The 23610-nt window shown below is 63.5% G+C and carries 19 protein-coding genes; 1 reads left to right on the forward strand and 18 read right to left on the reverse strand.

From position 1 onward, the window contains the following. Positions 1–38: 38 nt before the first annotated feature. The 16 genes from IYX23_RS10075 to msrB form a co-directional block, all read right to left on the reverse strand. Entirely contained in the window at positions 39–1358 is a 1320-nt protein-coding gene (locus IYX23_RS10075) for an MFS transporter (RefSeq protein ID WP_196392731.1), read from the reverse strand. A 3-nt stretch (positions 1359–1361) separates the two neighbouring features. Continuing rightward, positions 1362–2069 (reverse strand): class I SAM-dependent methyltransferase, encoded by a 708-nt coding sequence (locus tag IYX23_RS10080; protein WP_196392730.1) that lies wholly within the window; start codon positions 2067–2069, stop codon positions 1362–1364. Positions 2070–2092: 23 nt separating this feature from the next. Further along, positions 2093–2944, reverse strand: a complete 852-nt coding sequence (locus tag IYX23_RS10085; protein ID WP_124739120.1) for an NADPH-dependent oxidoreductase — start codon at positions 2942–2944, stop codon at positions 2093–2095. Positions 2945–3051: 107 nt separating this feature from the next. After that, positions 3052–4326 (reverse strand): glycerate kinase, encoded by a 1275-nt coding sequence (locus tag IYX23_RS10090; RefSeq protein WP_196392729.1) that lies wholly within the window; start codon positions 4324–4326, stop codon positions 3052–3054. Positions 4327–4455: 129 nt separating this feature from the next. Further along, the gene (locus IYX23_RS10095) at positions 4456–5208 is read right to left on the reverse strand and encodes a DUF3142 domain-containing protein (RefSeq protein WP_196392728.1); all 753 of its coding nucleotides are present in this window, start codon (positions 5206–5208) and stop codon (positions 4456–4458) included. Continuing rightward, positions 5178–7307, reverse strand: coding sequence for a hypothetical protein (locus tag IYX23_RS10100; protein WP_196392727.1), 2130 nt, complete (start codon positions 7305–7307; stop codon positions 5178–5180). Before IYX23_RS10100 ends, IYX23_RS10095 begins: the two co-directional genes overlap by 31 nt. Before the next feature lie 169 nt (positions 7308–7476). Continuing rightward, positions 7477–8448, reverse strand: coding sequence for a CoA ester lyase (locus IYX23_RS10105; RefSeq protein ID WP_196392726.1), 972 nt, complete (start codon positions 8446–8448; stop codon positions 7477–7479). A gap of 22 nt (positions 8449–8470) precedes the next feature. Beyond that, on the reverse strand, positions 8471–11224 hold the full coding sequence (locus tag IYX23_RS10110) for a phosphoenolpyruvate carboxylase (RefSeq protein WP_196392725.1): 2754 nt from the start codon (positions 11222–11224) through the stop codon (positions 8471–8473). Positions 11225–11325: 101 nt separating this feature from the next. Next, entirely contained in the window at positions 11326–12213 is an 888-nt protein-coding gene (gene sucD / locus IYX23_RS10115; protein WP_196392724.1) for a succinate--CoA ligase subunit alpha, read from the reverse strand. Positions 12214–12230: 17 nt separating this feature from the next. After that, positions 12231–13403: a malate--CoA ligase subunit beta gene (locus tag IYX23_RS10120; protein WP_124739128.1), complete on the reverse strand. Its 1173-nt coding sequence runs from the start codon at positions 13401–13403 to the stop codon at positions 12231–12233. A gap of 34 nt (positions 13404–13437) precedes the next feature. Then, the gene (gene fchA, locus IYX23_RS10125; RefSeq protein WP_124739129.1) at positions 13438–14070 is read right to left on the reverse strand and encodes a methenyltetrahydrofolate cyclohydrolase; all 633 of its coding nucleotides are present in this window, start codon (positions 14068–14070) and stop codon (positions 13438–13440) included. Positions 14071–14082: 12 nt separating this feature from the next. Next, positions 14083–14943 carry an NADP-dependent methylenetetrahydromethanopterin/methylenetetrahydrofolate dehydrogenase gene (locus tag IYX23_RS10130; RefSeq protein WP_196392723.1) on the reverse strand — a complete coding sequence of 287 codons (861 nt, stop codon included), beginning with the start codon at positions 14941–14943 and terminating at the stop codon, positions 14083–14085. A gap of 166 nt (positions 14944–15109) precedes the next feature. Further along, complete coding sequence (locus tag IYX23_RS10135) at positions 15110–16051, reverse strand: D-2-hydroxyacid dehydrogenase (protein WP_196392722.1); 942 nt, start codon at positions 16049–16051, stop codon at positions 15110–15112. A gap of 89 nt (positions 16052–16140) precedes the next feature. After that, positions 16141–17334: an aminotransferase class V-fold PLP-dependent enzyme gene (locus IYX23_RS10140; RefSeq protein ID WP_196392721.1), complete on the reverse strand. Its 1194-nt coding sequence runs from the start codon at positions 17332–17334 to the stop codon at positions 16141–16143. 64 nt (positions 17335–17398) lie between these two features. Beyond that, complete coding sequence (locus IYX23_RS10145) at positions 17399–19132, reverse strand: formate--tetrahydrofolate ligase (protein WP_196392720.1); 1734 nt, start codon at positions 19130–19132, stop codon at positions 17399–17401. A gap of 686 nt (positions 19133–19818) precedes the next feature. Further along, positions 19819–20220, reverse strand: a complete 402-nt coding sequence (gene msrB / locus IYX23_RS10150) for a peptide-methionine (R)-S-oxide reductase MsrB (RefSeq protein ID WP_196392719.1) — start codon at positions 20218–20220, stop codon at positions 19819–19821. A gap of 118 nt (positions 20221–20338) precedes the next feature. Between msrB and IYX23_RS10155 the strand changes: the two genes are divergently transcribed. Beyond that, positions 20339–21907 carry an FAD-dependent oxidoreductase gene (locus IYX23_RS10155; RefSeq protein ID WP_196392718.1) on the forward strand — a complete coding sequence of 523 codons (1569 nt, stop codon included), beginning with the start codon at positions 20339–20341 and terminating at the stop codon, positions 21905–21907. Positions 21908–21958: 51 nt separating this feature from the next. Here IYX23_RS10155 and IYX23_RS10160 read toward each other — a convergent pair whose 3' ends face one another. After that, the gene (locus IYX23_RS10160; RefSeq protein ID WP_196392717.1) at positions 21959–22198 is read right to left on the reverse strand and encodes a hypothetical protein; all 240 of its coding nucleotides are present in this window, start codon (positions 22196–22198) and stop codon (positions 21959–21961) included. Between the two features lie 125 nt (positions 22199–22323). Further along, positions 22324–23535: a cation:proton antiporter gene (locus IYX23_RS10165; protein WP_196392716.1), complete on the reverse strand. Its 1212-nt coding sequence runs from the start codon at positions 23533–23535 to the stop codon at positions 22324–22326. Positions 23536–23610 lie beyond the last annotated feature (75 nt).

Genomic DNA, 23610 nt, shown 5'->3' on the forward strand with positions numbered 1-23610 from the left:
AGCCTCTCTCGTTGCGGAGAAATGGCCGGAACTCTTGATCAAGCGCGAAGAAATCGAAAGCCGACCCTGCCGATGCGGAGAATCAGCAAAGCCGCGATCAGCGGTCCCAGGGCGAGCGCGAGCAGCGCGTCAGAAAATTCGCCCGTCGCGCCTTTGACCAGACCGACGAGATAAGGCCCGGCAAAACCCGAGATATTGCCGATCGAGTTGATCACTGCGACGCCGACCACGGCGTCGCCGGTTCCGAGCGCCAGCGTCGTGAAGCTCCAGAACGTCGGCAGCGCCGCGATCGCGCCGACAGCGGCGACTGACAGCGCGATCATCGACAGCAGCGGCGTCGGCGCATAGGCGGCGCAGGCCAGTCCGATTGCGCCGACGACGCCGGCGAGCGCCGTGTGGTGGACGGTCTCACGGCGCCGGTCGGAGCTGCGGCTCCAGGCCCACATCGCCAGCGCGGCGCAAATATAGGGAATGGACGCCAGCAAACTCGTGGCGATGACGCCAAATCCGAAAGCCTTGATGATTTGCGGGAGCCAGAAGCTCAAGCCGTAGAGCGCAATGACGATCCCGAAATAGGCGACGCCGAGAATCAGAATGCGCACATCCTTGAGCGCGCGCCAATGGTCGCCATGATCGCGCCCGGCCTCGCGCTCGAGCACGGCGCGCAACGACGCCTTTTCGCCGGACGTGAGCCATTTCGCCGACTGAGGTCCGTCAGGCAGATAGAAAAAACAGACAACCCCGAGAATGATCGAAGGCAATGCCTCCATCAGGAACAGCCAGCGCCAGCCGCTGATCCCGCCGACGCCGTTCAGCGAGGCGAGGATGAATCCCGAGATCGGCGATCCGATCGCGCTGGCGAGAGGAACCGCAATCAGGAAGCTGGCGAGAACGCGCGCGCGCTGGGCGGCGGGAATCCAATATGTGAGATAGAGAATGACGCCCGGCGCGAAACCGGCTTCCATCACGCCGAGCAGCAGACGCAATACAACGAAGCTCGCCTCGCTCCAGATGAAAGCGGTAAGCGCGGAAACAAGCCCCCAACTCACCATGATGCGCGCAATCCAGAGGCGCGCGCCGACGCGGTGCATGATGTAGTTGCTCGGCGCTTCGAACAGGCAATAGCCGATAAAGAAAACCCCGGCGGCCCGGCCGAAGAATTCCGGCGTGAAGCCAAGTTCGGCATTCATTGTCAGGGCGGCGAAGCCGATGTTCACGCGGTCGAGATAGGCGACGATAAAAGCGGTGACGAGAAACGGAATCAGTCGCCGCGCCACTTTCGCGACGACGCGGTCGGCGTCGACGGTTTCATGCGGCGCGCCGAGCTTGGGGGGCGCTGCGACCGCCGCATCCGACATTAGTTAAGCCCGCTCAAAGCGCATGAGATGGTGCCAGCGATGCGGAACATCGCCCGGCAAGCGCTTCAGACCTGCAGCGCGCGCCTGCTGCTCCAGAAGCGACAATGGCTCCGGATAGTCGCTTGTCGAGATATGGTGGTAAACCGCGTCCTTCTCGTCGCGTGACAATCCAGACCAATCCTTCTCGATCCAATCGAAATAATGTTTCAGATAATCGTCACGGGTTTCGTCTTCCTCGCGCATCGTGTCGACCAGCAACAGCAGGCCGCCCGGCGCGAGCGCGCGCGATGCGCGGCGAAAGAACTCGGCTTTGTCCTCGGTCGCCAGGTGATGCAGAACGAAACTGCTGTGGAGGACATCATAGGAGACGCCCTCGGAAAGAGCCGACAGCATGTCGCTGTGCGCGAGTTGCACCGGGCACGGCAGAGATTTCAAATTCTCCGCTGCGAGCGCGAGGGCGGTGTCCGAAAGATCAATCCCCTTGTAGCTCGCCGGCGGGATGCGGCGCAGAATGGGCGCGAAGACATGCGCATCGCCACAACCGAGATCGAGCAGAGAGAAGGCTCGCCCCTCGAAGCGCTCGCGCAAGGCGCGCTCGACCTCTTGGCTCAGCGCAGCATGGAACATAAAATCTTCGACGACGACTTTCTCATAGGTGTCCCAGAGATCGAAAATCTCGCCCGAATATGCGCTCTTTACATCGGCGTTCATAGGCCAGCCTTTTTCTCGTCGATTCACTTAAGAGCGAAGCCCAACGCGTTGAGGGCTTCGCGAATGCGGTCGCGACCGCTCAACGCCTCCGGACCGCGCACGCGCGACAGCGCCTGACGAATCCACCCCTGATCGGGCAGGCCCTGCTCCTTCTGGAATTCCTTGAACTTTTCATCGAGCGTTTCGATCGCCTCGCGCTGCGCGTCGCCCCATTCATATTGCTCGTGATGAAGCACCGCTCCTTGACCCAGACGAGGCTTAACGGCGGCGTTGGCGGCCGGATCGGGAACGCCGACGACCATGCCGAAGACGGCGAAGACGTTCGGCGGCAGATTCAATTCCTTGGCGACCTCTTCCGGCTTGTTGCGCATCGCGCCGATATAGCAGCAGCCCAGGCCGATCGATTCAAGCGCGCTGACCGCGTTCTGCGCGGCGAGCGCGGCGTCGACCACGCCGGTGAGGAACAATTCGAAATACGAGAGTCCGGCGCCATCACGCCCTTTCTCGCGCCCGAGATTTTCGAGCCGCGCGAGATCGCAGAGCCAGACAAGAAACAGCGGGGCGTGATGGACGTGCTTCTGGCCGCCGGCGAGATCGGCGAGACGGGTCTTGCGCGCCTCGTCCTGCACCGCGACGACGCTCCAGACTTGCAGATTTGACGATGTCGAAGCCGACTGCGCGGCCGCGACGATGATCTCCAGCGCGCCTTCCGGCAGCGGTTCGGGCAGGAAATTGCGATGCGAACGATGCGCCAGAATGAGATCGAGCGTGTCGTTCCACTGCTTGGGCTTTGGCGAATCGTCGCGGCGATAGCGTTCAAACATCGCCGCCGCGCCGCGCGGATCGAAGGGTTGCGGGCTCAAAGGCTTGTTCATGGCGCTTCCAAAGTGGAGAGGATGCGCTGCAAGCCAAGCTTGTCGGCGCTCTTTAGATCAGTTTAACAAGCCACGCGCGAGGGTCCAAGCGCTTTGCCCAGGACGATTTACACCCGCTTCGGCACCAGGATCGCGCGGAAGTCGTTGACGTTCGTGCGCGTCGGCTTGGTCACGACGAGGTCGCCGAGCTTCTCGAACGCCGTGTAGGCGTCATTGTTGGCGAAATGCGCCTTCAGATCGACGCCGGCCTTTTTCGCGCGCTCGAATGAATCCGCCGTCATGATCGCGCCGGCGTTGTCCTCGCTGCCGTCGATGCCGTCGGTGTCGCAGGCGATCGCCGATACGCCGCCGAAGCCTTCGAGCGCGAGCGTCAATCCGAGCAAGAACTCCGCGTCACGTCCGCCCCGTCCCTTGCCGCGCACGGTGACCGTCGTCTCGCCGCCCGAGATGATGGCGACAGGCGGCGCGAAGGGCTGGCCATGGAGGGCGATCTGCTTTGCGATGCCGGCGTGCACGAGCGCCACGTCCCGCGACTCGCCCTCGAGGTCGCCCAGAATGCAGGGCGTGAAGCCCGCAGACTTCGCGACCGCCGCCGCCGCGTCGAGCGAACCCTGCGGCGTGGCGATGAGAATGTTCTGCACTTTCTCAAAGATGGCGTCGCCGGGTTTGGGCGTTTCGCATTCGCTCTTTTGCAGATGCGCCAGCACCGCGGCCGGCGCGTCGATCTTATATTTGGCGATGACGGCGAGCGCATCTTCGCGTGTCGTCGGATCGGGAACCGTGGGACCGGAGGCGATCACCGAAAGATCGTCATTCGGCACATCGGAGATCATCAGCGCCACGACCTGCGCCGGCGCGGCGGCGCGGGCGAGACGCCCGCCCTTGATGGCGGAGAGATGCTTGCGCACGCAATTCATCTCCGAGATGTTCGCGCCGCTCTTCAGTAGCGCCTTGTTCACCGCCTGCTTTTCCTCGAGCGTGACGCCCTCGGCCGGCAGCGCCATCAGCGCGGAGCCGCCGCCGGAAATCAGCGCGAGAACGAGATCGTCTTGCGAAAGCCCCTGCACCTTCTGCAAAATGCGCTTGGCCGCCTCGCGCCCCGCCGCGTCAGGCACCGGATGCGAGGCTTCGATCACCTCGATGTGTTTTGTCGGCGCGCCATGCTCATAGCGCGTGACGACGATCCCTTCGAGCGGGCCTTGCCAATGCGCCTCCACCGCCGCCGCCATGGAGGCGGCCGCCTTGCCGGCGCCGACGACGATGGTGCGGCCCTTCGGCGGCGCGATTTTCGCGAGAGAGGGCGGCAGGCAGACGGCTGGCGACGCAGCGCCGACGGCGGCGTCAAACATGGCGCGAAGGAGGGTGCGGAAATCGTCGGACATCGCGCATTTTACCTTGTTGTTTTGGCAATTCGTCGGTTAGCGCCGTGGAGCCGCGACAACCGTCGGCGCTGTCTTTTCAGCATCTCAAGCGCCCGTCAACCGGGCGCGGAGTCGCGCGCCGCGACTCGCTTATTGCGGTGGATTGCGCAAAAACACGACATAGCCGCGAAAATAGGGGTGGCGCGCCAGCGTTTCCGGCGGCGACCAGACGGCGCCCTCCGCGAGGCCGAGCCGAAAAGGCGTATGGACCCGTCCGACGCGCGCCAGGTAATCGTCGATATGGTCCACCGTAGCGCGGCCGCGATAGGTCTGAAACACCACCTCGTCGACGCTCCGACCGAGTCTGTCAATGTCTTCCGGCGTGGCCTGAGAGGCCCAGTCCATCAGGCCGCTAATGCTGAGCGCGCAATCCGCCGGCAACGTCTGACGCAGCTCTGCAAGGAAGGCCGCGTATGTGGTCAGGCCACGCGTTGCGGCGTCAAAGTCGATCTGAACGCCGATGACCTTGTCCGACTTGGCGCGCCACTCGGCGAGCCGGCGCTTGACCGCAGCAAAAATCGCCGACGTCCAGTCGATGCTGCGCACGCGATAGACCAGCCATAACGCTTGCGGATGAGAGCTCGGCTCGGTGGCGCCCTGCGCCTTTACACGCATCTCGCCCGACTCATCGGGTCCGATTTCAGCCTGCAGCAGATAGATGGTCTTAGCGGAAGCGAGTTCGGGACGCGCGCGCACACCCGCCCACAGCCAATAGGCGTCGTAATCCGCCGCGCGCACAATCGTGTCGGCCGCCGCTGTCCAAATGACGCCGACGGCGAGAAGAGACGCGGCGGCGACGCGCCGCAAAATCGTCACCAGTAAAATCTCAGACTTCTCGCCCATGTCGTCGCGCCATATTGCGCCTTGAGCTGGTCATACCAGGCTTTGCGCTGCGCCTTCTCGACGTCCTTGCCGCCGCAAGTGTTGTTGTTCGCCGGCGCGTAGCAATTGATCGCGCGGTAGAGCGCATAAGCCCGGTCGCGCGCAGGCGTCGCCGGCGAGCCGATAAGCTTCTTATAGACCTCGCCACGCGCATAGGGTTCGCCGGGAAATATGGATTTGCCGCCGCCAAGTTCGTCGGGCGCCGGCCGGGACGCCTCAAAGCCGTCGAGACCGTTCACGCGGATGAAGTCGCCAAAGCACAACATGGCGAGCGGGTCCTGAGGATTGGCGGCGAGTTCCCCGACAATCGATTTGAGGTCTGGACAAGCGTAGCCCTTGTCGGCGCCGCCGCTCCACAGCAAGACGCTGGACTGGTAATTGGGATATTGCCCGGGCCGTGCGGTGTCGGCGTCGTCCTTCGCCAGTCCCTCCGCAGAATAATCCCGAAGGAAGCCCGCATACTGGCCGTGCGTCGCCTCTTTGAGGAGAAGCACGAAGCGCGCAAGCTTGCGCTCCTCAGCCGAGGCCGGGTCCGCGACGGCCATCCGCAGCAGGATCGGACCTGCAATATATCGCAGCAGCATCGCACGAATCCGCGGCGACGACAGCTGCGTGTCCTTCAAGAAGACTTTGTTGACCTCTCCGGAGCGCTCCCAACTCAGCGCGAGGCCGAGTTCGACCGCCTCTTTCTGCCAGGGCTGCGTGGCGAGCGGCAGCAGCCGCCTCCAGTGGTCGATCGCCGCCGCATATTGCCCCGACGCCATCAGCGCCTGACCGCGAAGAACTTCGCGGCTGAAGCCAAGATAAGGGGGCGACAACGGCCCGGGCGTCGGATCACCCAACAGCTTCAATGTCGTCGCATGGTCGCCGTCGACATAATAGGCGCGCGCCGCCTTCAGAAAGGCGAATAGCGCCTCATGGCCCGCAAAGTCTCGCGCCTGCGCGTCAAGATCGGCCGCCGAGAACTTCTTCTGCGACGCATCGGTAGGCCGCATCATCGTCAAATCGTCGATCGCGAGAAGATTTGCGTCATGGACGTCTTTTGAGTCGAGACCGAGTTTCGAGTCGATTTCAGCGGCGAGATCCGAACTGCGCAGATTGGTGCCCGGATCGCGCGCATGCGTCAGCTGCCATGCATACTCAGTCGCGGCCTGCGATCGGTCGCCGGCGAGCCAATAGACGCGACGCAACAAGCCGCGCGCCGACGCCGCGTAGCGGCCGTGCGGATAGTCGACGAGGTAAGATTTGAATTCAGATTCCGCCGCTTTCAGCGATTCGTGATCCGACACTTTTGGCTCGGGCGCGCCGTCCAGTTCGGCGAACGCGCCGACCGACGCCTTGTTCAAAAGCGTGCGGGCGATCATGTAGCGTGCGCTCTCGCGCACCCACACATTCTGCGCTTTCGCGAGGCTGCGAAAAGCGTTGAGCGCGGCGTCGAATGCGCCGCCATAAAAGGACTCCGCGCCGGCAAGATAAGCGGCGAATTCGCGCGCGGCCGCCGATGCGTCGGCGCCCGCGACATAAGCCTTCGAGGCGCTAGGCGCCGCATCCTTTCCTTGGCAGGCCGTCGTTAATTCCTTGCGTGAACGGATCAGCGCGTCGCGCTCCGCTTCGCTAAGAGCCTTTTCGGCCTGTACAGCCTGAATAAAGGCGTCCTCGCCGCTTTGAGCCGAGACGCAGCGCGTGCCTTCCTCAAAGAAGTCGCTCGGCGTCGTCGCCACGTCTTTGACGGGCCGGCCCGCATAATCGCAAGAGTTTCGTGCGAAGGCGTCGTTAAAAGCGTCGCGCGCGAAAAGCACGAAATAGTCGGGATAGATGTCGAGCTTCACCTCGTCTTTTCGCGCGTCGACGGGCCAAGGCCGCGCATCCATCATCAGGAACTGCGCGTTGACGCGGCTGTCATTGCCCGGACTGAGGAACGGCAAATTGTCGCGATTGGAAAAGTCCTTGTGATCCAGCTTCCATCCGGCGCGGCCGAGACCATCGCCCGCGCAGGCGAACGCCTGGCTCGCGGAACACAGCAGCATGAGCGATGCGAGAGTCGAAAAGAGCTGGCGCATGGCGGTTCCCTGAACGTGGCCGGCAAGCTGCTTCGCGCTTCCTACCGTATTGCGGGCGCGCGTCTGTTGAAAATAATCAAGACGAATGTTGACGCTTCAAAAATAGGGCGAGGGTGGCGTCACGCCGTCCCTCGCCCCTTATATGCCCCGCTCTTTGGCGGGCTGCGGCTTACGCCGCCATTGCGTTGGCCTTTTCGATCAACGCCTCGGCCATGCGGATCGAGGCGATGTCGATCAGGCGGCCGTCGAGAGAGACGGCGCCCTTGCCTTCCTTAGCGGCCTGGGTCATCGCGTCGAGAATGCGGCGCGCCTTCGTGACTTCGGCGTCGGACGGCGTGAAGACCTGATTGGCGAGGTCGATCTGCGAGGGATGGATCGCCCACTTGCCCTCATAGCCCAGCACCGCGGCGCGCTTGGCGGCGGCGATATAGCCGTCCGGATCGCCGAAGTCGCCGAAGGGGCCGTCGATCGGACGCAGGCCGTAGGCGCGGCACGCGACCATCATGCGCGTCTGCGCCGCATGCCACTGATCGGCCCAGTAATATTCGCGATTGCCGCTTTCGTCCTTGTCGGTCAGCACGCCGTAATCCGGATTGACGCCGCCGATGACGGTCGTGCGGGCGCGGGTCGACGCCGCATAGTCGGCGACGCCGAAGGACATGGCCTCGAGGCGCTTGGACGACTGCGCGATGGCTTCGACATTGGCCATGCCGAGCGCGGTCTCGATCAGGATTTCGATGCCGATCTTCTTGGTGCGTTTCTTGTACTGCTCGATCTGCGTGATCATCATGTCGATCGCGTAGACGTCGGCCGGAACCCCGACCTTCGGGATCAGCACGATGTCGAGGCGCGGGCAGTTCTCGAGAACGTCGACGACGTCGCGATAGCAGTATTGCGTATCGAGACCGTTGATGCGCAGCGTCATCACCTTCTTGCCCCAGTCGATGTCATTGAGGCCCTGGATGATGTTCTTGCGCGCCTGTTCCTTGTCGTCGGGCGCGACCGCGTCTTCGAGATCCAGAAAGATCTGATCGGCCTTGGACTGCGCGGCCTTTTCAAACATGCCCGGCGCGGAGCCCGGCACGGCGAGTTCCGAGCGATGCAGACGCGGCGTGGCCTGCTCGATTAAAGTGAAGCTCATATTTTTTCCCCTTCCTGTTGAATTAGCCTGTGGCCCCGAGGCCGGCGGCGACGCAGCTGATCGAGAGCAGCAGAGGCACTTTGACGGCCTCTTTTTCTGCTTCGTCCTGAGCCTCGCGGAACCGGCGAAGCAGCGCCACCTGCTCGCGATTAACCTCGTTGATGGTCTGCAGGCGATGCGAAAGCCTCGCCTGATATTCCTTGAAGCGCTCCGCCAGTTCGACGCCGCCGGTGACGCGCAAGGCCATCTCGCGCGTCAATTCAAATTCCTCTTCGATGGCCTTGAAGATTTTGGTTCGCACGGTTTCGTCAGCGACAAGCCCCGCATACTGCTTGGCGATCGAGAGATCGACGAGCGCGAGCGTCTTCTCGACTTCGTCGATAATGAGCCGGAACATCCGCGAATCTTCGAACATCCGGCGCAAAAGCTCGAAACCGCGGTCGCCGCGCACGTCAACGAAATTCTTCAGACCGGACCCGACGCCGTACCAGCCGGTGATCGAATGGCGGTTCTGCGCCCAGGCGAAGACCCAGGGGATCGCGCGCAAATCCGCCAGGCTTTTGGCGCCGAAGCGACGCGCCGGCCGCGACCCGATGTTGAGCAGCGAAATCTCTTCAAGCGGGCTTGCAGCCTGAAAGTAAGCCACAAGATCGGGATCGCCGATGAATTTGGCGTATGCGGCGAAAGAGGCGCCGGAAATCTCCTCGAGCGCCTCGTCGAACTCAGCGTGCGGGGCCAGCGCTTCCTCGCGTTCGGACTTCAGCGCATGCTGAAACACGGAGGACGCCAAAAGCTCCATCTGATAGGCCGCCGTCCCGCGATTGGCGTATTTGAACGAGACGACCTCGCCCTGTTCGGTGACGCGAAAACGGCCGCGAATAGAGCCCGCCGGCTGCGCCGCGATGGCATGGCCGGTCGGCGCGCCGCCGCGCGACACCGAGCCGCCGCGTCCATGGAAGAAGGCGATGGCGACGCCCTGCTCGCGTCCGACCTGACTGAGGCGGGCCTGCGCCTTGAACAGCTCCCAATTGGACGACAGAAAGCCGCCGTCCTTGTTGGAGTCGGAATAGCCGATCATCACCTCTTGCAGATTGCCCTGCCAGCGCGTCGAGCGGCGCACCACCGGGACCTGCAAGAGATCGCGCATGATCGCCGGCGCGGCGCGCAGATCGCCGATCGTCTCGAAGAGCGGCACGATCGGCAGCGTGAGGATCTCGACGCCGGGTTCGTCGAGAAAAAGCCCCGCCTCCTTGGCGAGCAGATAGACGCCGAGGACGTCGACCGCCGAACGCGTCATCGACAAAATAAATCCGCCGAAGGCTTCCCGGTCGAGCTGCGTGCGCATCTCGGCGACCACCTCGAACATTTCAATGACATCGCGCGTATCGGCGGAAAGCTTGTCGCGGGGGACAAGCGTCGTCCGCGGCTTTGCAAGCTCGGCGATCAGCCATTCGCGCCATTCGGGAGCATCGAGGTCGGGCGGCGCCTCGCCGCCCGTCTTCACGCGCCACAGCTCCTCGAGCGCCTGCGTCGTCCGGGTCGTGTTCTGGCGAATGTCGAGGCGCACCGTGCTGAAGCGGAACGTTTCGACCGCGCGGCGCAGCGGACGCACGAGATCCGTCGCGAGCGCGTCGCTCTTGGCTTCATTGAGCGCCTTTTCGAGCGCCAGCAGGTCGGCGATGAGTTCGTCGGCGCTCGCATAGCGCGGACCTGTCGCCGGTTCGGCGTTCACCGCGCGCAACGTCTGGTCGAGCTTGCGCAGAATCGTCATCACGAACTGCCGGTAGGGCTCATTTTGATTGCGCGCTTCGATCGCCGCGCCGTCCGGCAGCGCGGCGAGGCGTTCAGCCAACTCCTCGCGGAAAGACTGAGGAATATCGGCGGCGCGCTGGCTGATCGACAGCATGCGCGCGAGATCGACGAAGCGGGTACGGTAATAATTCAAGCTCGCCGCAGCGTTTTCGCGCATGGTGCGGCGGGTGACGTCGTTCGTCACGAACGGATTGCCGTCGCGATCGCCGCCGATCCAGGACCCGAACTGGAAGAAGGGCGCGACCTCGAATGTTTCGTTGGGATAGTGGCGTCGCAGCGCGCGTTCGCAGGATGACAGAAGCTCCGGCGCGAGATCGAAAATGCTCTCGTGAAAGAAGTGCTGGCCCCAGGCGACTTCCTGATCGACGGTGGGCTTTTCGAGATGCAGTTCGCCAGTGAGCCACAGAAGTTCGATCTGATCATAGATCGACTTCACCAGCGCTTCACGCTCGCGGTCCGTCCAGCGGGTCGATTCAAGTTCGCGCATCAGCAGATAGATGCGGCGATATTTTTCCAGGATCGAGACGCGCTTCGCCTCCGTCGGATGGGCGGTGATCACGGGTCGGATGCGCAGCGACTGCAATTGCGCGCGTATTTCGTCGGGAGCGACGCCCGAGGCCGCGGCGCTCGACAAGACGTAATCGAACGTGCCGAGCAGCTTGTCGTGGCCCTTTTCGCGCTCGATCCGGCGGCGCCGGCGCATGGCGTAGGCCTGCTCCGCGATGGAGACGAGCTGAAACAGGATGCCCTGCGCCTGAAGCGCGCGGGCCATCTGACGCGGCTCCAGACCTGCGCCCGCCTTGGAGTCGCGCACGACCGCCTCGATCTCCGGCGTGTGACGGCGAATCACGGTGAGCAATTGCTCGCGCAGGAAGTCGGAAGCTTCGGTGACCGAGCGAGTCGCGTAAGCAGACGGCAGGCCGGTCGAAGACAGGCTCTTCAATGTCTGGGTCTCGGCGGTCATCAAAACTCCTTAGGCGCTCACGACGCCGCGCAGGATGAACGGCTTCGGAAAATGCGGCCGGACGGCGGCGCGCGACGGCGCCGACGCCAATGCTGCATTCCTCAGGCGCTCTGCAATACCTTGGCGACAGTCGATCCGAATTCCGCCGGGCTCGGCGCGACCGTGAGCCCGTAAGACTTCATAATCTCGGTTTTTTCCGCAGCGCTGTCGCCCGTCGCCGAAATGATCGCGCCGGCATGGCCCATGCGGCGACCCTTGGGCGCCGTGAGGCCGGCGACAAAGCCAATCACCGGCTTGGAGAAATTCTCCTTGATCCAGGCGGAGGCTTCGGCCTCCTGTGGACCGCCGATTTCGCCGATGATGAGCACGGCCTGCGTCTCGGGATCTTTGTCGAACAGCACCAGATGGTCGAGGAACGACGAGCCGTTGATCGGATCGCCGCCGATGCCGACCGAGGTCGATATGCCGAGGCCGAGCGCCTTCAGCTGCGACGCCGCTTCATAGCCAAGCGTGCCGGAGCGCGAGATCAGCCCCACCGGACCCTGCTTGTAAATGTGGCCAGGCATGATGCCGAGCATCGCCTTGCCCGGCGAAATGATGCCGGCGCAATTCGGGCCGACCAGCATCGGCCGACGATCTTTGGGAAAGCGCAGGAAGTAGCGCTTCACGCGCATCATGTCCTGCGCCGGAATGCCGTCGGTGATCGAGCAGATCAGGCGGACGCCGGCGTCGGCGGCCTCCATGATCGCGTCGGCGCAAAAGGCTGGCGCGACGAAGGTGATCGACGCCTGCGCGCCGGTCTCGCGCACCGCGTCGCGGACGGTGTTGAATACCGGCACGCCGTGGTGAGTCTTGCCGCCCTTTCCGGGCGTGACGCCGGCGACGACATTGCTGCCGTAGTCGATCATCTCCTTGGTGTGAAAACTGCCCTTGTCGCCGGTGATGCCCTGGACCAGGATCGGCGTCTTTTCGTCAATGAGAATGCTCATGTGTCGTTCTCCGGCGCTTACTTGGCGCCCTGATAGGCGGCGACAGCCTTCTCGGCGGCTTCGGCCAGCGTGTCGGCCTGGATGATCGGAATGCCGCTTTCGGCGATGATCTTCTTGCCCGCTTCGACATTGGTGCCGGCGAGACGCACGACGAGCGGAACGCCCTCGATCTTTTCGGCGCGCACCGCGTCAACGACGCCCTGCGCCACCCAGTCGCAGCGATTGATGCCGGCGAAAATGTTGACGAGCACGACCTTCACGCGTCGATCCGAAAGAACGAGACGGAACGCCGTCGCGACGCGCTCGGGCGAAGCGCCGCCGCCGACGTCGAGGAAGTTCGCCGGATTGCCGCCGGCATGCTTGATCATGTCCATCGTCGCCATGGCGAGTCCGGCGCCATTGACGATGCAGCCGATCTCGCCGTCGAGGCCGATGTAATTCAGGCTGTGCTCCGACGCCTGCGCCTCGCGCGGATCGCTCTGCGAGGGGTCGTTCATGTCGACGATATTGTGACGGCGGAACAGCGCATTGTCGTCGAAGGACATCTTCGCGTCGAGCGCCAGAACCTTGTCGTCCTTGGTGACGACGAGCGGATTGATCTCGAGCATGGTCGCGTCATTATCGCGGAAGGCGCGATAGGCGCCCATGATCGTCTTCACCGCGCGCGAGACCTGTTTGATATTGAGTCCGAGCTGAAAGGCGAGTTCGCGCGCCTGAAACGGCTGCAGGCCGACGGCGGGCTCGACGATGACCTGGAGCAGTTCGTCAGGGGTGTTCTTGGCGATCTCTTCGATATCCATGCCGCCGTGCTTCGAAGCGATGACGCGCACGCGCTCCAATTTGCGGTCGAGAACATAGCCGAGATAAATCTCGCGCTCGAAAGGATCGGCGACCTCGACATAGACGCGCTGCACCGGCTTGCCTTCCGGTCCGGTCTGCGACGTGACGAGCCGCTTGCCGAGCAGATCGCGCGCCGCCTGCTGGACTTCGTGATAGGTGCGACAGAGCTTGACGCCGCCCGCCTTGCCGCGCGCGCCGGCGTGAATTTGCGCCTTGACGACCCAGTGCGAGCCGCCGAGCTCCGTCGCGGCGTAGACCGCCTGATCCGGGCTGAAAGCGACGGTGCCGGGCGGAACTTCGACGCCGTGGCTCGCCAGTATTTCCTTGGCCTGATACTCGTGGACGTCCATTTCAGTCCTCTCCTCGCAATGCGGCGCGGCTTCCTCAGCCGCCTATTTTGGCTTTGACCGTCTCATAGACCGCTTCCGTTTCGGCCGCGGCCTTGGCGAGAAGCGCATTGACTTCGGCAAGCTGCTGCTCGGCGAAGCCGCGATCCTTGATCGCCTTGGCGTTGATGAAGACATTGAGCGCGCAGCTGCGCAGTCCGGCATTGGCGGCGAGCACCGCGACTCCGGCGTCGCTGATGACGTTGAGGTTGCCCTTGTCGGCGGCCTCTTTCGACAGGCTGATGACGTCATAGCAGATTTTGCACGTCTTCAGCGGCGCCAGCGTCGCTTCTTTCAGCGCCGACTGGATCGTCTCCGAACGCTTCGCCTTCTCTTCATCGGTGCCGCGCGGCAGGCCATAGGCGCCCATCAGCGTGTTGAAGGCGACGACGTCTTCATCGACTCCCGCGGTCAGCTCGGCGCGCAGCTTTTCAGCCTTGGCGAGAGTCTGCTGCAGATCGGCTGAAACGGCTTCGTAATTCTTTTTGCCGATGGTGAGATTGCACACCATCGAAACCAGCGCCGCGCCCATGGCGCCCGAAAGCGCCGCCGCGCCGCCGCCGCCGGGAGTCGGCGCATCGCTGGCGAGTTCGTCGAGGAATTTTCCAATCGTATCGTTCTTGGCGCTCATATCTTTCCTCGCTCAGGCGAGCTCTTTGGCTTGCGCATAAATGTTTTCGCAGTCGAACACCTGATCGGCGGCGTCAAACAGCTTGCCGACGCATTCGCGATGCAATTTGAGCTTGAGCCCGCCCAGTCCCAGCGCGCCGATGACGATCTTGCCGTGACGCTCCTTGGCCTTGTCGGTCGCCTCGACGCCGCCGACGCCGAGCGGCGGCTGCGCGTTGCAGTCGGCGATGAGTTCGATCGTCGGATCGTTCTGCCAAGCCGTCTCGTCGAGCAGCGGGACGCCGATGGCCCCGGCCGCGAAGACGATCTGAGCGCCTTTGACGGCCTGAGCGCGCGCCGCGTTATCCGGGGCTTCAATCGCCGCGGGCGTGAAGCCGAAGCGCTCCTGAATGGCTTTTGCAGCCGCCTCGGCGCGCGCCTTCTGACGCGAGGTGATGGCGACTTCGGCGCCTTCGATGTTGAGCATCGCCGCGGCGCGCATGCCGACCGGGCCAGTGCCGGCGAGAACGACGGCCTTCTTGCCCTTGAGCGAACTTGCCTTGGCGAGCAGCGCCACGCCCGCCGCGGCGGTCGTATTGGAGCCGTTCGAATCGAGCATCGCCGAGACGCGGAAATTCGAGAAGAAACGCTTCTTCACCGCTTTGAACACGGTTTCGCCGGCCGTCATGTCGCCGCCGCCGACGAAGATCGCCGTATATTGCTTCTCTTTCGGGCCGCGCGTGTAAATGCAGCCGTCGACCAGCGCCCCGACGTTTTCGGTCGTCACGCCGCCATAGCCGATGATGCGGTCGGCGCCGCCGTCATAGCCGACGACCGTGTCGAAAACGCTCGGAACCGGATCGGTGTCAAAAAGGAAAAGCAGTTTTTTGGTCATTGGAACTCGAACCTTTCACTGGCCCCCTCCCCAACCCTCCACCGCGCTGCGCGCAGGAGAGGGAGCAGACTCGGCCATCGACGCGCATTCGCGCAACCTCGGGCGTTGGTCCCCTCTCCCGCTTGCGGGGGAGGGTGGCGCGAAGCGCCGGGAGGGGGCGTCAGCCTCACGCCGCCACGACGTTGCGCGGGCTGCCGGCGACAAAAGCGTCGATATTGTCGACGAGCTGATCGGCCAACACCTGCATCGCCTCTTTCGAGGCCCAGGCCACATGCGGCGTGATGATGAGATTGGGAATCGTCGGATCGAGCAGGATGTTGCCGTTCTTGGGCGGCTCGACCGTCAGCACGTCGAAGCCGGCGCCGCCGATGACTCCCTTGCGCAGCGCGTCGGCCAGCGCCGCTTCGTCGACGATGCCGCCGCGCGCCGTATTGATGATGCAGGCGGACTTCTTCATCGACGCAAGCTCCTTCGCGCCGATCATGTTCTTGGTCTCCGGGGTGAGCGGCAGGTTGAGCGTGATGACGTCCGCCTCACGCAGGATCGTCGGGATATCGACCTTGTTCGGCACGTCCGTGACGTCGTTGATCAGCACCTTCATGCCAAGCGCGACGGCCCGCTTTTCGATTTCCTTGCCGAGAGCGCCATAGCCGATAATGCCGAGAGTCGAACCGGCGATGTCGTAGATCGGATAGTCGAAATAGCAGAACTGATTGGCGTAGCCCCACCGCCCCTGCCGAACGGAATTGTAATAGTTCACCAAATTGCGGCGCAGCGCGAAGAGCAGCGCGAACACATGTTCGGGCAGCGTGTTGAACGCATAGTTGCGAATGTTGGAGACGACGATCCCGTTCGCGCTCGTATAGGCCTTGTCGATCACGTCCGTGCCGGTCGCGGCGACGGCGATGAGCTTGAGGCCCGGAAGCTGCTTCAACGTCGCTTCGCGCAGCGGCACCTTGTTGGTGATGCAGATCGTCGCGCCTTTCAGGCGTTCAACGATCTGGTCGGGCGCCGTCTGGGCGTATTCGGTATATTCGTGAGGAAAATTCGGCTTGCGCACATTGGCGTCGAGCGTTTCCCGATCGAGAAAGACGATTTTGTGCGACATGTCCTGGTTTCCCCCTCTTTCTCAATTCTTTTTTTGGCAGTCGTTCGTCGGGCTCCGGCGGTCGGAATGCTCCGACCGCCGGTCGCCAATTACATCTTCAGCAGCGGATTGGCGCGATAGACCGCCTGCGCGGCCGCAGCGCCGGAGCCCGGCGTCACCGGAATGCCGACGTCGCACATGGCCATCTCCGCGCCGCCGATGGCGCCGAGCAGCATCAGCTCGTTGAGGTCGCCGAGATGGCCGATGCGGAACACCTTGCCCGCGACTTCGGACAGACCGGCGCCGAGCGCGAGATTGTAGCGCTTGTAGGCGATCTCGATCACCTTGGCGGCGTCAAAGCCCTCCGGCACGACGATCGCCGTGACGGTGTCGGAGTTCCACTTCGGCTCCTTGGCGCAGCACTTAAGGCCCCATGCCGCGACCGCGGCACGACAGCCTTCGGCGAGGTGGTGGTGGCGCTTGTAGACCTGATCGAGGCCCTCTTCGAACAGGATCGAGAGCGATTCCTTGAGGCCATAGAGCAGCGGCACGGACGGCGTATAAGGGAAATAGCCGTTCGCGTTCTGGGCGATCATGTCCTGGAATTCGAAATAGGCGCGGCGCCCCTTGTTGCTCTTGCCGGCGGCGATCGCCTTCTGGCTCGCCGCCATCAGCAGCAGGCCGGCCGGCAGCATGAAGCCCTTTTGCGAGCCCGACACGATCACGTCGACGCCCCACTCGTCCATTTTGAACTCGAGCGACGCCACCGACGACACGCCGTCGACGAAAAGCATCGCCGGGTGCTTGGCGTTGTCCATCGCGCGGCGCACCGCGGCGATGTCGGAGGTGACGCCGGTCGCCGTCTCGTTATGCGTGGCGAGAACCGCCTTGATTTCGTGGTTCTTGTCGGCCTTCAGCGTCTCTTCGATCAGCTCCGGATCATTGCCCGTGCCCCACTCGCGCTCCTGCACGACGACTTCCAGGCCCTGACGCTTACAAAGATCGATCCACAGATGGGAGAACTGGCCGAAGCGCTGCGCCAGAACCTTGTCGCCCGGCGACAGCGTGTTGGTGATCGCGGCTTCCCAGCCGCCGGTGCCCGACGCCGGGAAAATGAAGGCATGGCCCTTTTCAGTGCCGAAGATCTTCTTCAGGCCGGGGAAGAGCGGCTTGACGAGGTCGGGGAACGTCGGCGAGCGATGATCTTCGGACGCGACCGACATGGCGCGCACGATGCGGTCGGGCAGATTGGTCGGGCCCGGCACAAACAGGAAGTTCTTGCCGGGAATTCTGGAATTCAACATTTCTCAAGCTCCTTTCGAGCGGCGGGTTTCAAAATGGCGCGGCGGCGACGACGCCGGGAACGCGCTAGAACAGGCCGGCGATGCGGCCGGAGTCGTCAACGTAGATGTTGTTGGCGGCTGGGACCTTCGGCAGTCCCGGCATCGTCATGATGTCGCCGCACACCACCACGATGAACTCGGCGCCTGCCGAGAGACGCAATTCCCGGATCGGGATCGTGAAGGCCGAGGGGGCGCCTTTGGCGTTCGCATCCGTCGAGAAGCTGTATTGCGTCTTGGCGATGCAGACCGGGAAGTTGCCGAAGCCTTCCTTCTCCAGCTCGGCGAAGCGCGCCTTGATGCTCGAATCATAAGAGATATCGGCGGCGCCGTAGAGCTCCTTGGCGATCGTGCGCACCTTCTCGGCAAGCGGCATGTCATCCGGATAGAGCGGCTTGAAGTTCGAGGGCTGCGTCTCGATGGTGTTGACGACCGCCCTGGCGAGATCCGCCGCGCCGGCGCCGCCGGAGCCCCAATTGTCGGCGACGACGCATTCGACGCCTTCCGCCTTGCAGAGCTTGTCGAGCGCCGCCATTTCGGCCGCGGTGTCGGACGAGAACTTGTTGATCGAGACGAGCACCGGCACGCCGAATTTGCGAACATTGCCGATATGGCGCTTCAGATTCTCGAAGCCCTTCTCGACCGCGGCGACATTCTCGGCCTTCAGATCGTCCTTGGCGACGCCGCCATGCATCTTGAGCGCGCGGATCGTCGCGACGATCACCGTGATGTCGGGCTTGAGGCCCGCCTTGCGGCACTTGATGTCGAAGAACTTCTCCGCGCCGAGATCGGCGCCGAAGCCCGCCTCCGTCACGACGTAGTCGGCGAGCTTCAAGCCGGCCTTCGTCGCGATGACCGAATTGCAGCCATGCGCGATATTGGCGAATGGCCCGCCGTGAATGATCGCCGGATTGTTCTCCAACGTCTGCACGAGATTGGGCGCGATCGCATCTTTGAGCAGCGCGGCCATGGAGCCCGCCGCCTTCACTTCCGAGGCGCGCACGCTCTTTTTGTCGCGGGTCTGTCCGACGACAATGTCGCCGAGCCGCCGCTGCAGATCGGCGAAGTCCGAAGCGAGGCAGAAGATCGCCATCACTTCCGACGCGACGGTGATGTCGAATCCGTCCTCGCGGGCGAAGCCGTTCGAAACTCCGCCGAGGGACGAGACGATCGAGCGCAATGCGCGGTCGTTCATGTCGACGACGCGCCGCCATGCAACGCGGCGCGAGTCGATCTTGGGCTCGCCGCCCCAATAAATGTGATTGTCGATCAGCGCAGCGAGCAGATTGTTCGCCGCGCCGATGGCGTGGAAGTCGCCGGTGAAGTGGAGGTTGATGTCCTCCATCGGCACGACCTGCGCATAGCCGCCGCCGGCGGCGCCGCCCTTGACGCCGAAACAGGGACCGAGCGAGGGCTCGCGCAGACAGCACAGCGCCTTTTTGCCGATGTGATTGAGACCGTCCGTGAGGCCGACGGTCGTCGTCGTCTTGCCTTCGCCGGCGGGCGTCGGCGTGATGGCCGTGACGAGGATCAGCTTGCCGTCGGCCTGGCTGTCGAGCGAGGAGATGTAGTCGAGGGAGATCTTGCCCTTGTAGTGGCCGTAGGGCTGCACATGTTCGGCCGGGATGCCGAGCTTGTCGCGCGCGACGTCGATAATCGGCCGCATCTTGGCGGCCTGCGAAATCTCGATGTCGGACTTCGGCGCAAGATGCTGATTGTCCTTTCCGCTCGCGCCCGGCGCGGCGGCTGACCGTTCTGACATGCAGTCCACTCCCTATCAGGCCTGCGTCGCACAGGCCCAGAATTCGTTTTTTTCGATCGTCGAGAACCGAGCGTCGGCGCCGCCGATCCCGCTCCCGGCCGACCGGGCTGAAATCCTGCCGATGCAGGCTGCAGCCTTTTTTGCGACCGTAGTTTTCTCCAATTCGCGCATCAAGGCCCGCGGTTCGCCGCAACGAGCCGACGCGCGCATGAATCCGCTTACTGAAAATTCATTGGCGGACACCTCGTATGACGGGAATCAAAATTGATCGTCAAGCCGGCAGAGCCGTGAGCGGCGTGACGACGTCATGGGCGCCGCGATGCGGCTCCCGCTCGCGCGACGCAAGCGCGGGGCGACTCGCTTATTCGACAAGCCGGGCCGACCGCCTATCCCTCACCTGCCCGATAGAACGGGATTAGGCAGGCTGCGCGCACACCGATCAATGCGCGCATTCGCTACAAGAATTGTGGCGTTTCCTACACGCCCGAAAAGCTGATACGACGGGTCTGGACAGGCTCGGCGCTTGCTCTGGGGAGAAACTGAGCCCCATCCTTACCTATCCGAAGAAACCGCAGGCCAGCGGGCGCAGCGTCCGTTGCGACGTCCCTCGAAAAAAATTTGTCGCAGCCAGCGTCGCAGCCTTGACTCTATCGGGCGATCACGCGGCTCGATAGTCTTTTGGATGCCTATTCGGGCTGAAAGTCGAGCGCGACGCCATTGATGCAATAGCGCAGGCCGGTCGGCGGCGGGCCATCGTTGAAGACATGCCCGAGATGCGAGCCGCAACGGCTGCAATGCACTTCCGTGCGCACCATGCCATAGCTGCGATCGACGGTCGAGCCGAGCGCGCCGGGAAGCGGATCGAAGAAACTCGGCCAACCGGTGCCGCTTTCGAACTTCTCGCCCGAGCGAAACAACGGCTGACCGCAGCCGGCGCAACTGAATGCGCCGCGACGCTTTTCATGATTGAGCGCGCAGCTTCCCGGGCGTTCGGTGCCATGCCCGCGCATGACGTCATATTGCTCGGGCGTGAGAAGCGCGCGCCATTCGGCGTCGGTGTGGGTTACGGGAAAGATCTCGTCTGCCATCGCCAGCGCCTTGTCTGAGATTCTCGGGCTGGGTCCTATCTTGTATCAGCCGACGCCTTTCGCCAGAGGGGCGTGGCGGGATAGAGTGACGATCTTTCAGCGGCAAAGACGATTCGGAATGAGCGACAAGAAATTCGACGCCGTGGTGATCGGCTCGGGACTGGGCGGATTGACGGCGGGCGCGATGCTTGCGCATGCCGGCTACAGCGTCTGCCTGTTAGAGCGCAATTTCAGCCTGGGCGGCGCGGCGTCGGTCTACAAGGTCGGTCCGCTGACTGTGGAAGCCTCGCTGCATCAGACCTCCGACGCGCGCAACCCCCGCGACGTGAAGCACGACATCCTCCGCCGGCTGGGGATTCTCGACGAAATCGAATGGCTGCCCACCGGCGCGCTCTATACCGTGCGCGGCGGGCCGGTTGGCGAGGCCTTCGAACTGCCTTTCGGCTTTGCCGCCGCCTATGAGGCGCTCGCCGCCCGTTTCCCCGACAAGCGCGCCGCCATCCAAAGATTTCTCGGCGAGGTCGAGCAGATTCACGACGCGCTGTGGACCTTGAAACAGGCCCGCGAGGAAAGCTCTTTCGCCAAATTGGCGCGCGGCCTTTGGGAAGTCGCGCCCGCCGCGGCCGGCTGGCAGAATTCATTGCACGAGATCATGGAGCGCGATTTTGCCGGCTGCGAGGCCCTAAAATGCGCGCTGGGCGCCAATCTCGCTTATTACGGCGACGACCCGCGCCGGCTGTGGTGGATTTTCTACGCGCTCGCTCAGGGCGGCTATATCGCGTCCGGCGGCGCCTATATTAAAGGCGGCTCGCGACAGTTGAGCCTCAAGCTCGCCAAGTGCATCACCAAGACCGGCGGCGTGGTGCGCATGGGCCGGCAGGTCAACGCCATCGAGACCGATGCGGGCGGCAATGTGGTCGCCATACGCCATGTCGCGCGGCGCGCCGGCGACAGCGAGGAACGCATTGAAGCGCGCGTAGCGATGGCGAATTGCGCGCCTTCGGAGGCGGCGGCGATGATGGACGCGCCCGCGCGCGCGAAAATGGAGGAGACCTTCGGGTCCCGCCGGCTTTCAACATCGCTGTTTTCGGCCAATTTCGGCTTGAGCGCGAAACCCTCTACGGTCGGACTGGCGAATTTCACGACGGTCGTCATGCCACAAGATATGCGGCGCTTCGATCAATATGGCGATGGCGCCGGCGCGATGGCGGAAGATCCCAAGGGGGCGTTGCCCCTTCATACGATCGCCAATTTCACCGCAGTCGATTCAGGTCTTTGGGACGAGCCGCCGATCCTCGTCAGCGTGCTGGGCCTCGATCGCATCGAGAACTGGCGTGATCTGCCGCGCGACGCGGCGCTCGCGCGCCGCGAACGCTGGCTCGACGCCATAGAGACGTCTCTCGAGCGCGACTATCCCGGCTTTTCCGGTCTGGTCACGACGCGGATGCTGCTCAACGCCTATTCGATGGCGAGCTATCTCAACACGCCGGAAGGCGCCGTGTACGGCTTTGCGGCGCTGCCCGCCGAAGCGCCGATCTTGATGGGATTTCCGCGAACGCCGCAAACGCCGATCGCCGGACTTTATCTCGCCTCGGCGTTTGGCGGCGAGCATGGCTTCAACGGCGCGATGTTATCGGGCGCCGAGGCCGCGCGGCTCGCCGAAAGGCGGCTCGCCGTCGCGACCTGATGATGCGTAAGGCGCGGATCGAAGGCGCGGCGACGTGTTGCGCCGCGCCTGTTAGCGCTTGCGCTTTTTGCCCGCCGACCCGAGGCCGAGTTCGGCTTTGCAGGCGGCGCTGATCGATCCCGCATTGGCTCTCAAGCATCGCTCGATGGCGACGGCGTCCGGAATATACGCCTCGCAGAAGCGATTCGCGTCGCCTTCACAGGCCTCGCGCTGTTCGGCCGTGCCTTGAGCGAAAGCCGGCGTGAGCGCAAAAAAAGCCAGCACAGCCGATAGCCTCAAAATGATGCGCATTCAGATTGTCCTTCCTGTTGTCCGCGCTTCGAGGTTTAGCGCAGGCGCGCCACGCGGCAGGCGCGCTTCCTCGAGCGACAATGGGGACGTTGATTGCATCGCGCCCGCCGGGAATCAAGTCGCATTTATCCTTCGAGGACAGACTCCTTCGCCGGCTCCGCGGAATGAATGCGCTGCGGCGCCGTCTCCCGGGGCAGCCGATGTCGCGGCAAATAAAGACTGTTCGCAATCATTGTAGGCACGATCGCCGTCGCGATGATCGCGGCGACGAGCGTCGAATACTGGTTTTCGTCGATGATATTGTTTGATAGGCCGAAAAGCGCCGAAATCGTGCCGAATGTGAGGCCGGAGGCCATCAGCAGCGTCGTATACATGGCGTCCTTGTGCGGCGACCCGAATCTGCGCGCCACGGGATAGACGCTGACGACCTTGGTCGCCATCTCGACCGCAAGAAAGGCGACGACGCCAAGCGGCGCGGCGAGAACGGCCGGGATGGAGACAAAGTAACCCGCACGGATGAAATAGAAGGGCGTCAGCAGGCCGATGGTCACCGCCCGAATCTTGCGAATGAGCGCATGGTCGCGCCCGACGGAGCCCGCGAGCGCCATGCCGATCAGATAGGCGGGCAAGACGCCTTCGCTCCCGGCCCAGGTCGCGAGCGCGCCGAGCGCCATCAGCGCGAAGAACAGGAATTTGGTCTCGAATTCCGAAGGGCGCCCGCCGAACTTCGCAAAGATCCAAGGCGTCGCCCGCGGCAATCCGACGAACGCCGCGCCGACCGCTGCGACGAACACGGCGGTCTTCCAGGTGAAGGGCGCGAATACGAGGCCGAGCGTCACGACCGTGCCGAGATCAGTGATGAAACAGGCGGCGAGAATGGTCTTGCCGAAATCGGTGCGATTAAAGCCATATTCCATCATCACCGTATAGACGACGGCGACGGAGGTGGCGGCGAGCGCGATGCCGGCAAGCAGCGCCGGCGAACTCTCCCACCCCAGCAGATAATAGGCGACCGCCCAGCAGCCGATGGCGGGCGCGAGGAAGCTCGCAGCGCCGACCGACGCAGCCTCCTTCCACTTCAGCTTGAAGACGTCGGGATCGAGTTCGGCGCCTGCGAGAAACGTCAGCGCGATGGCGCCCAATCCGGCGAGCGTCTTGACCCAAGGCTCCTGGGCGCTGAAGATTTCGACGCCGACCGTCGCGGCGAACAGCGTCCGCGCGCACATGCCGACGATGATTTCGGTCAACGCGGTCGAGATGCGAAATCTCGCGGCGATCATCGCGGCGATGAGCGCGAGGCCGAGTATGAGCGCCACCTGAAACCAGATCCCCGTCATAGGCCTTCCCCTTCCAAGCGGCTGGTATGGCGCATGGCACCCGCCATTGACAAGCCTGCGGCGTTATTCGCGCAC

Origin of the sequence: Methylocystis sp. L43, assembly GCF_015709525.1 — a bacterium.
Classification (GTDB): Bacteria; Pseudomonadota; Alphaproteobacteria; order Rhizobiales; family Beijerinckiaceae; genus Methylocystis.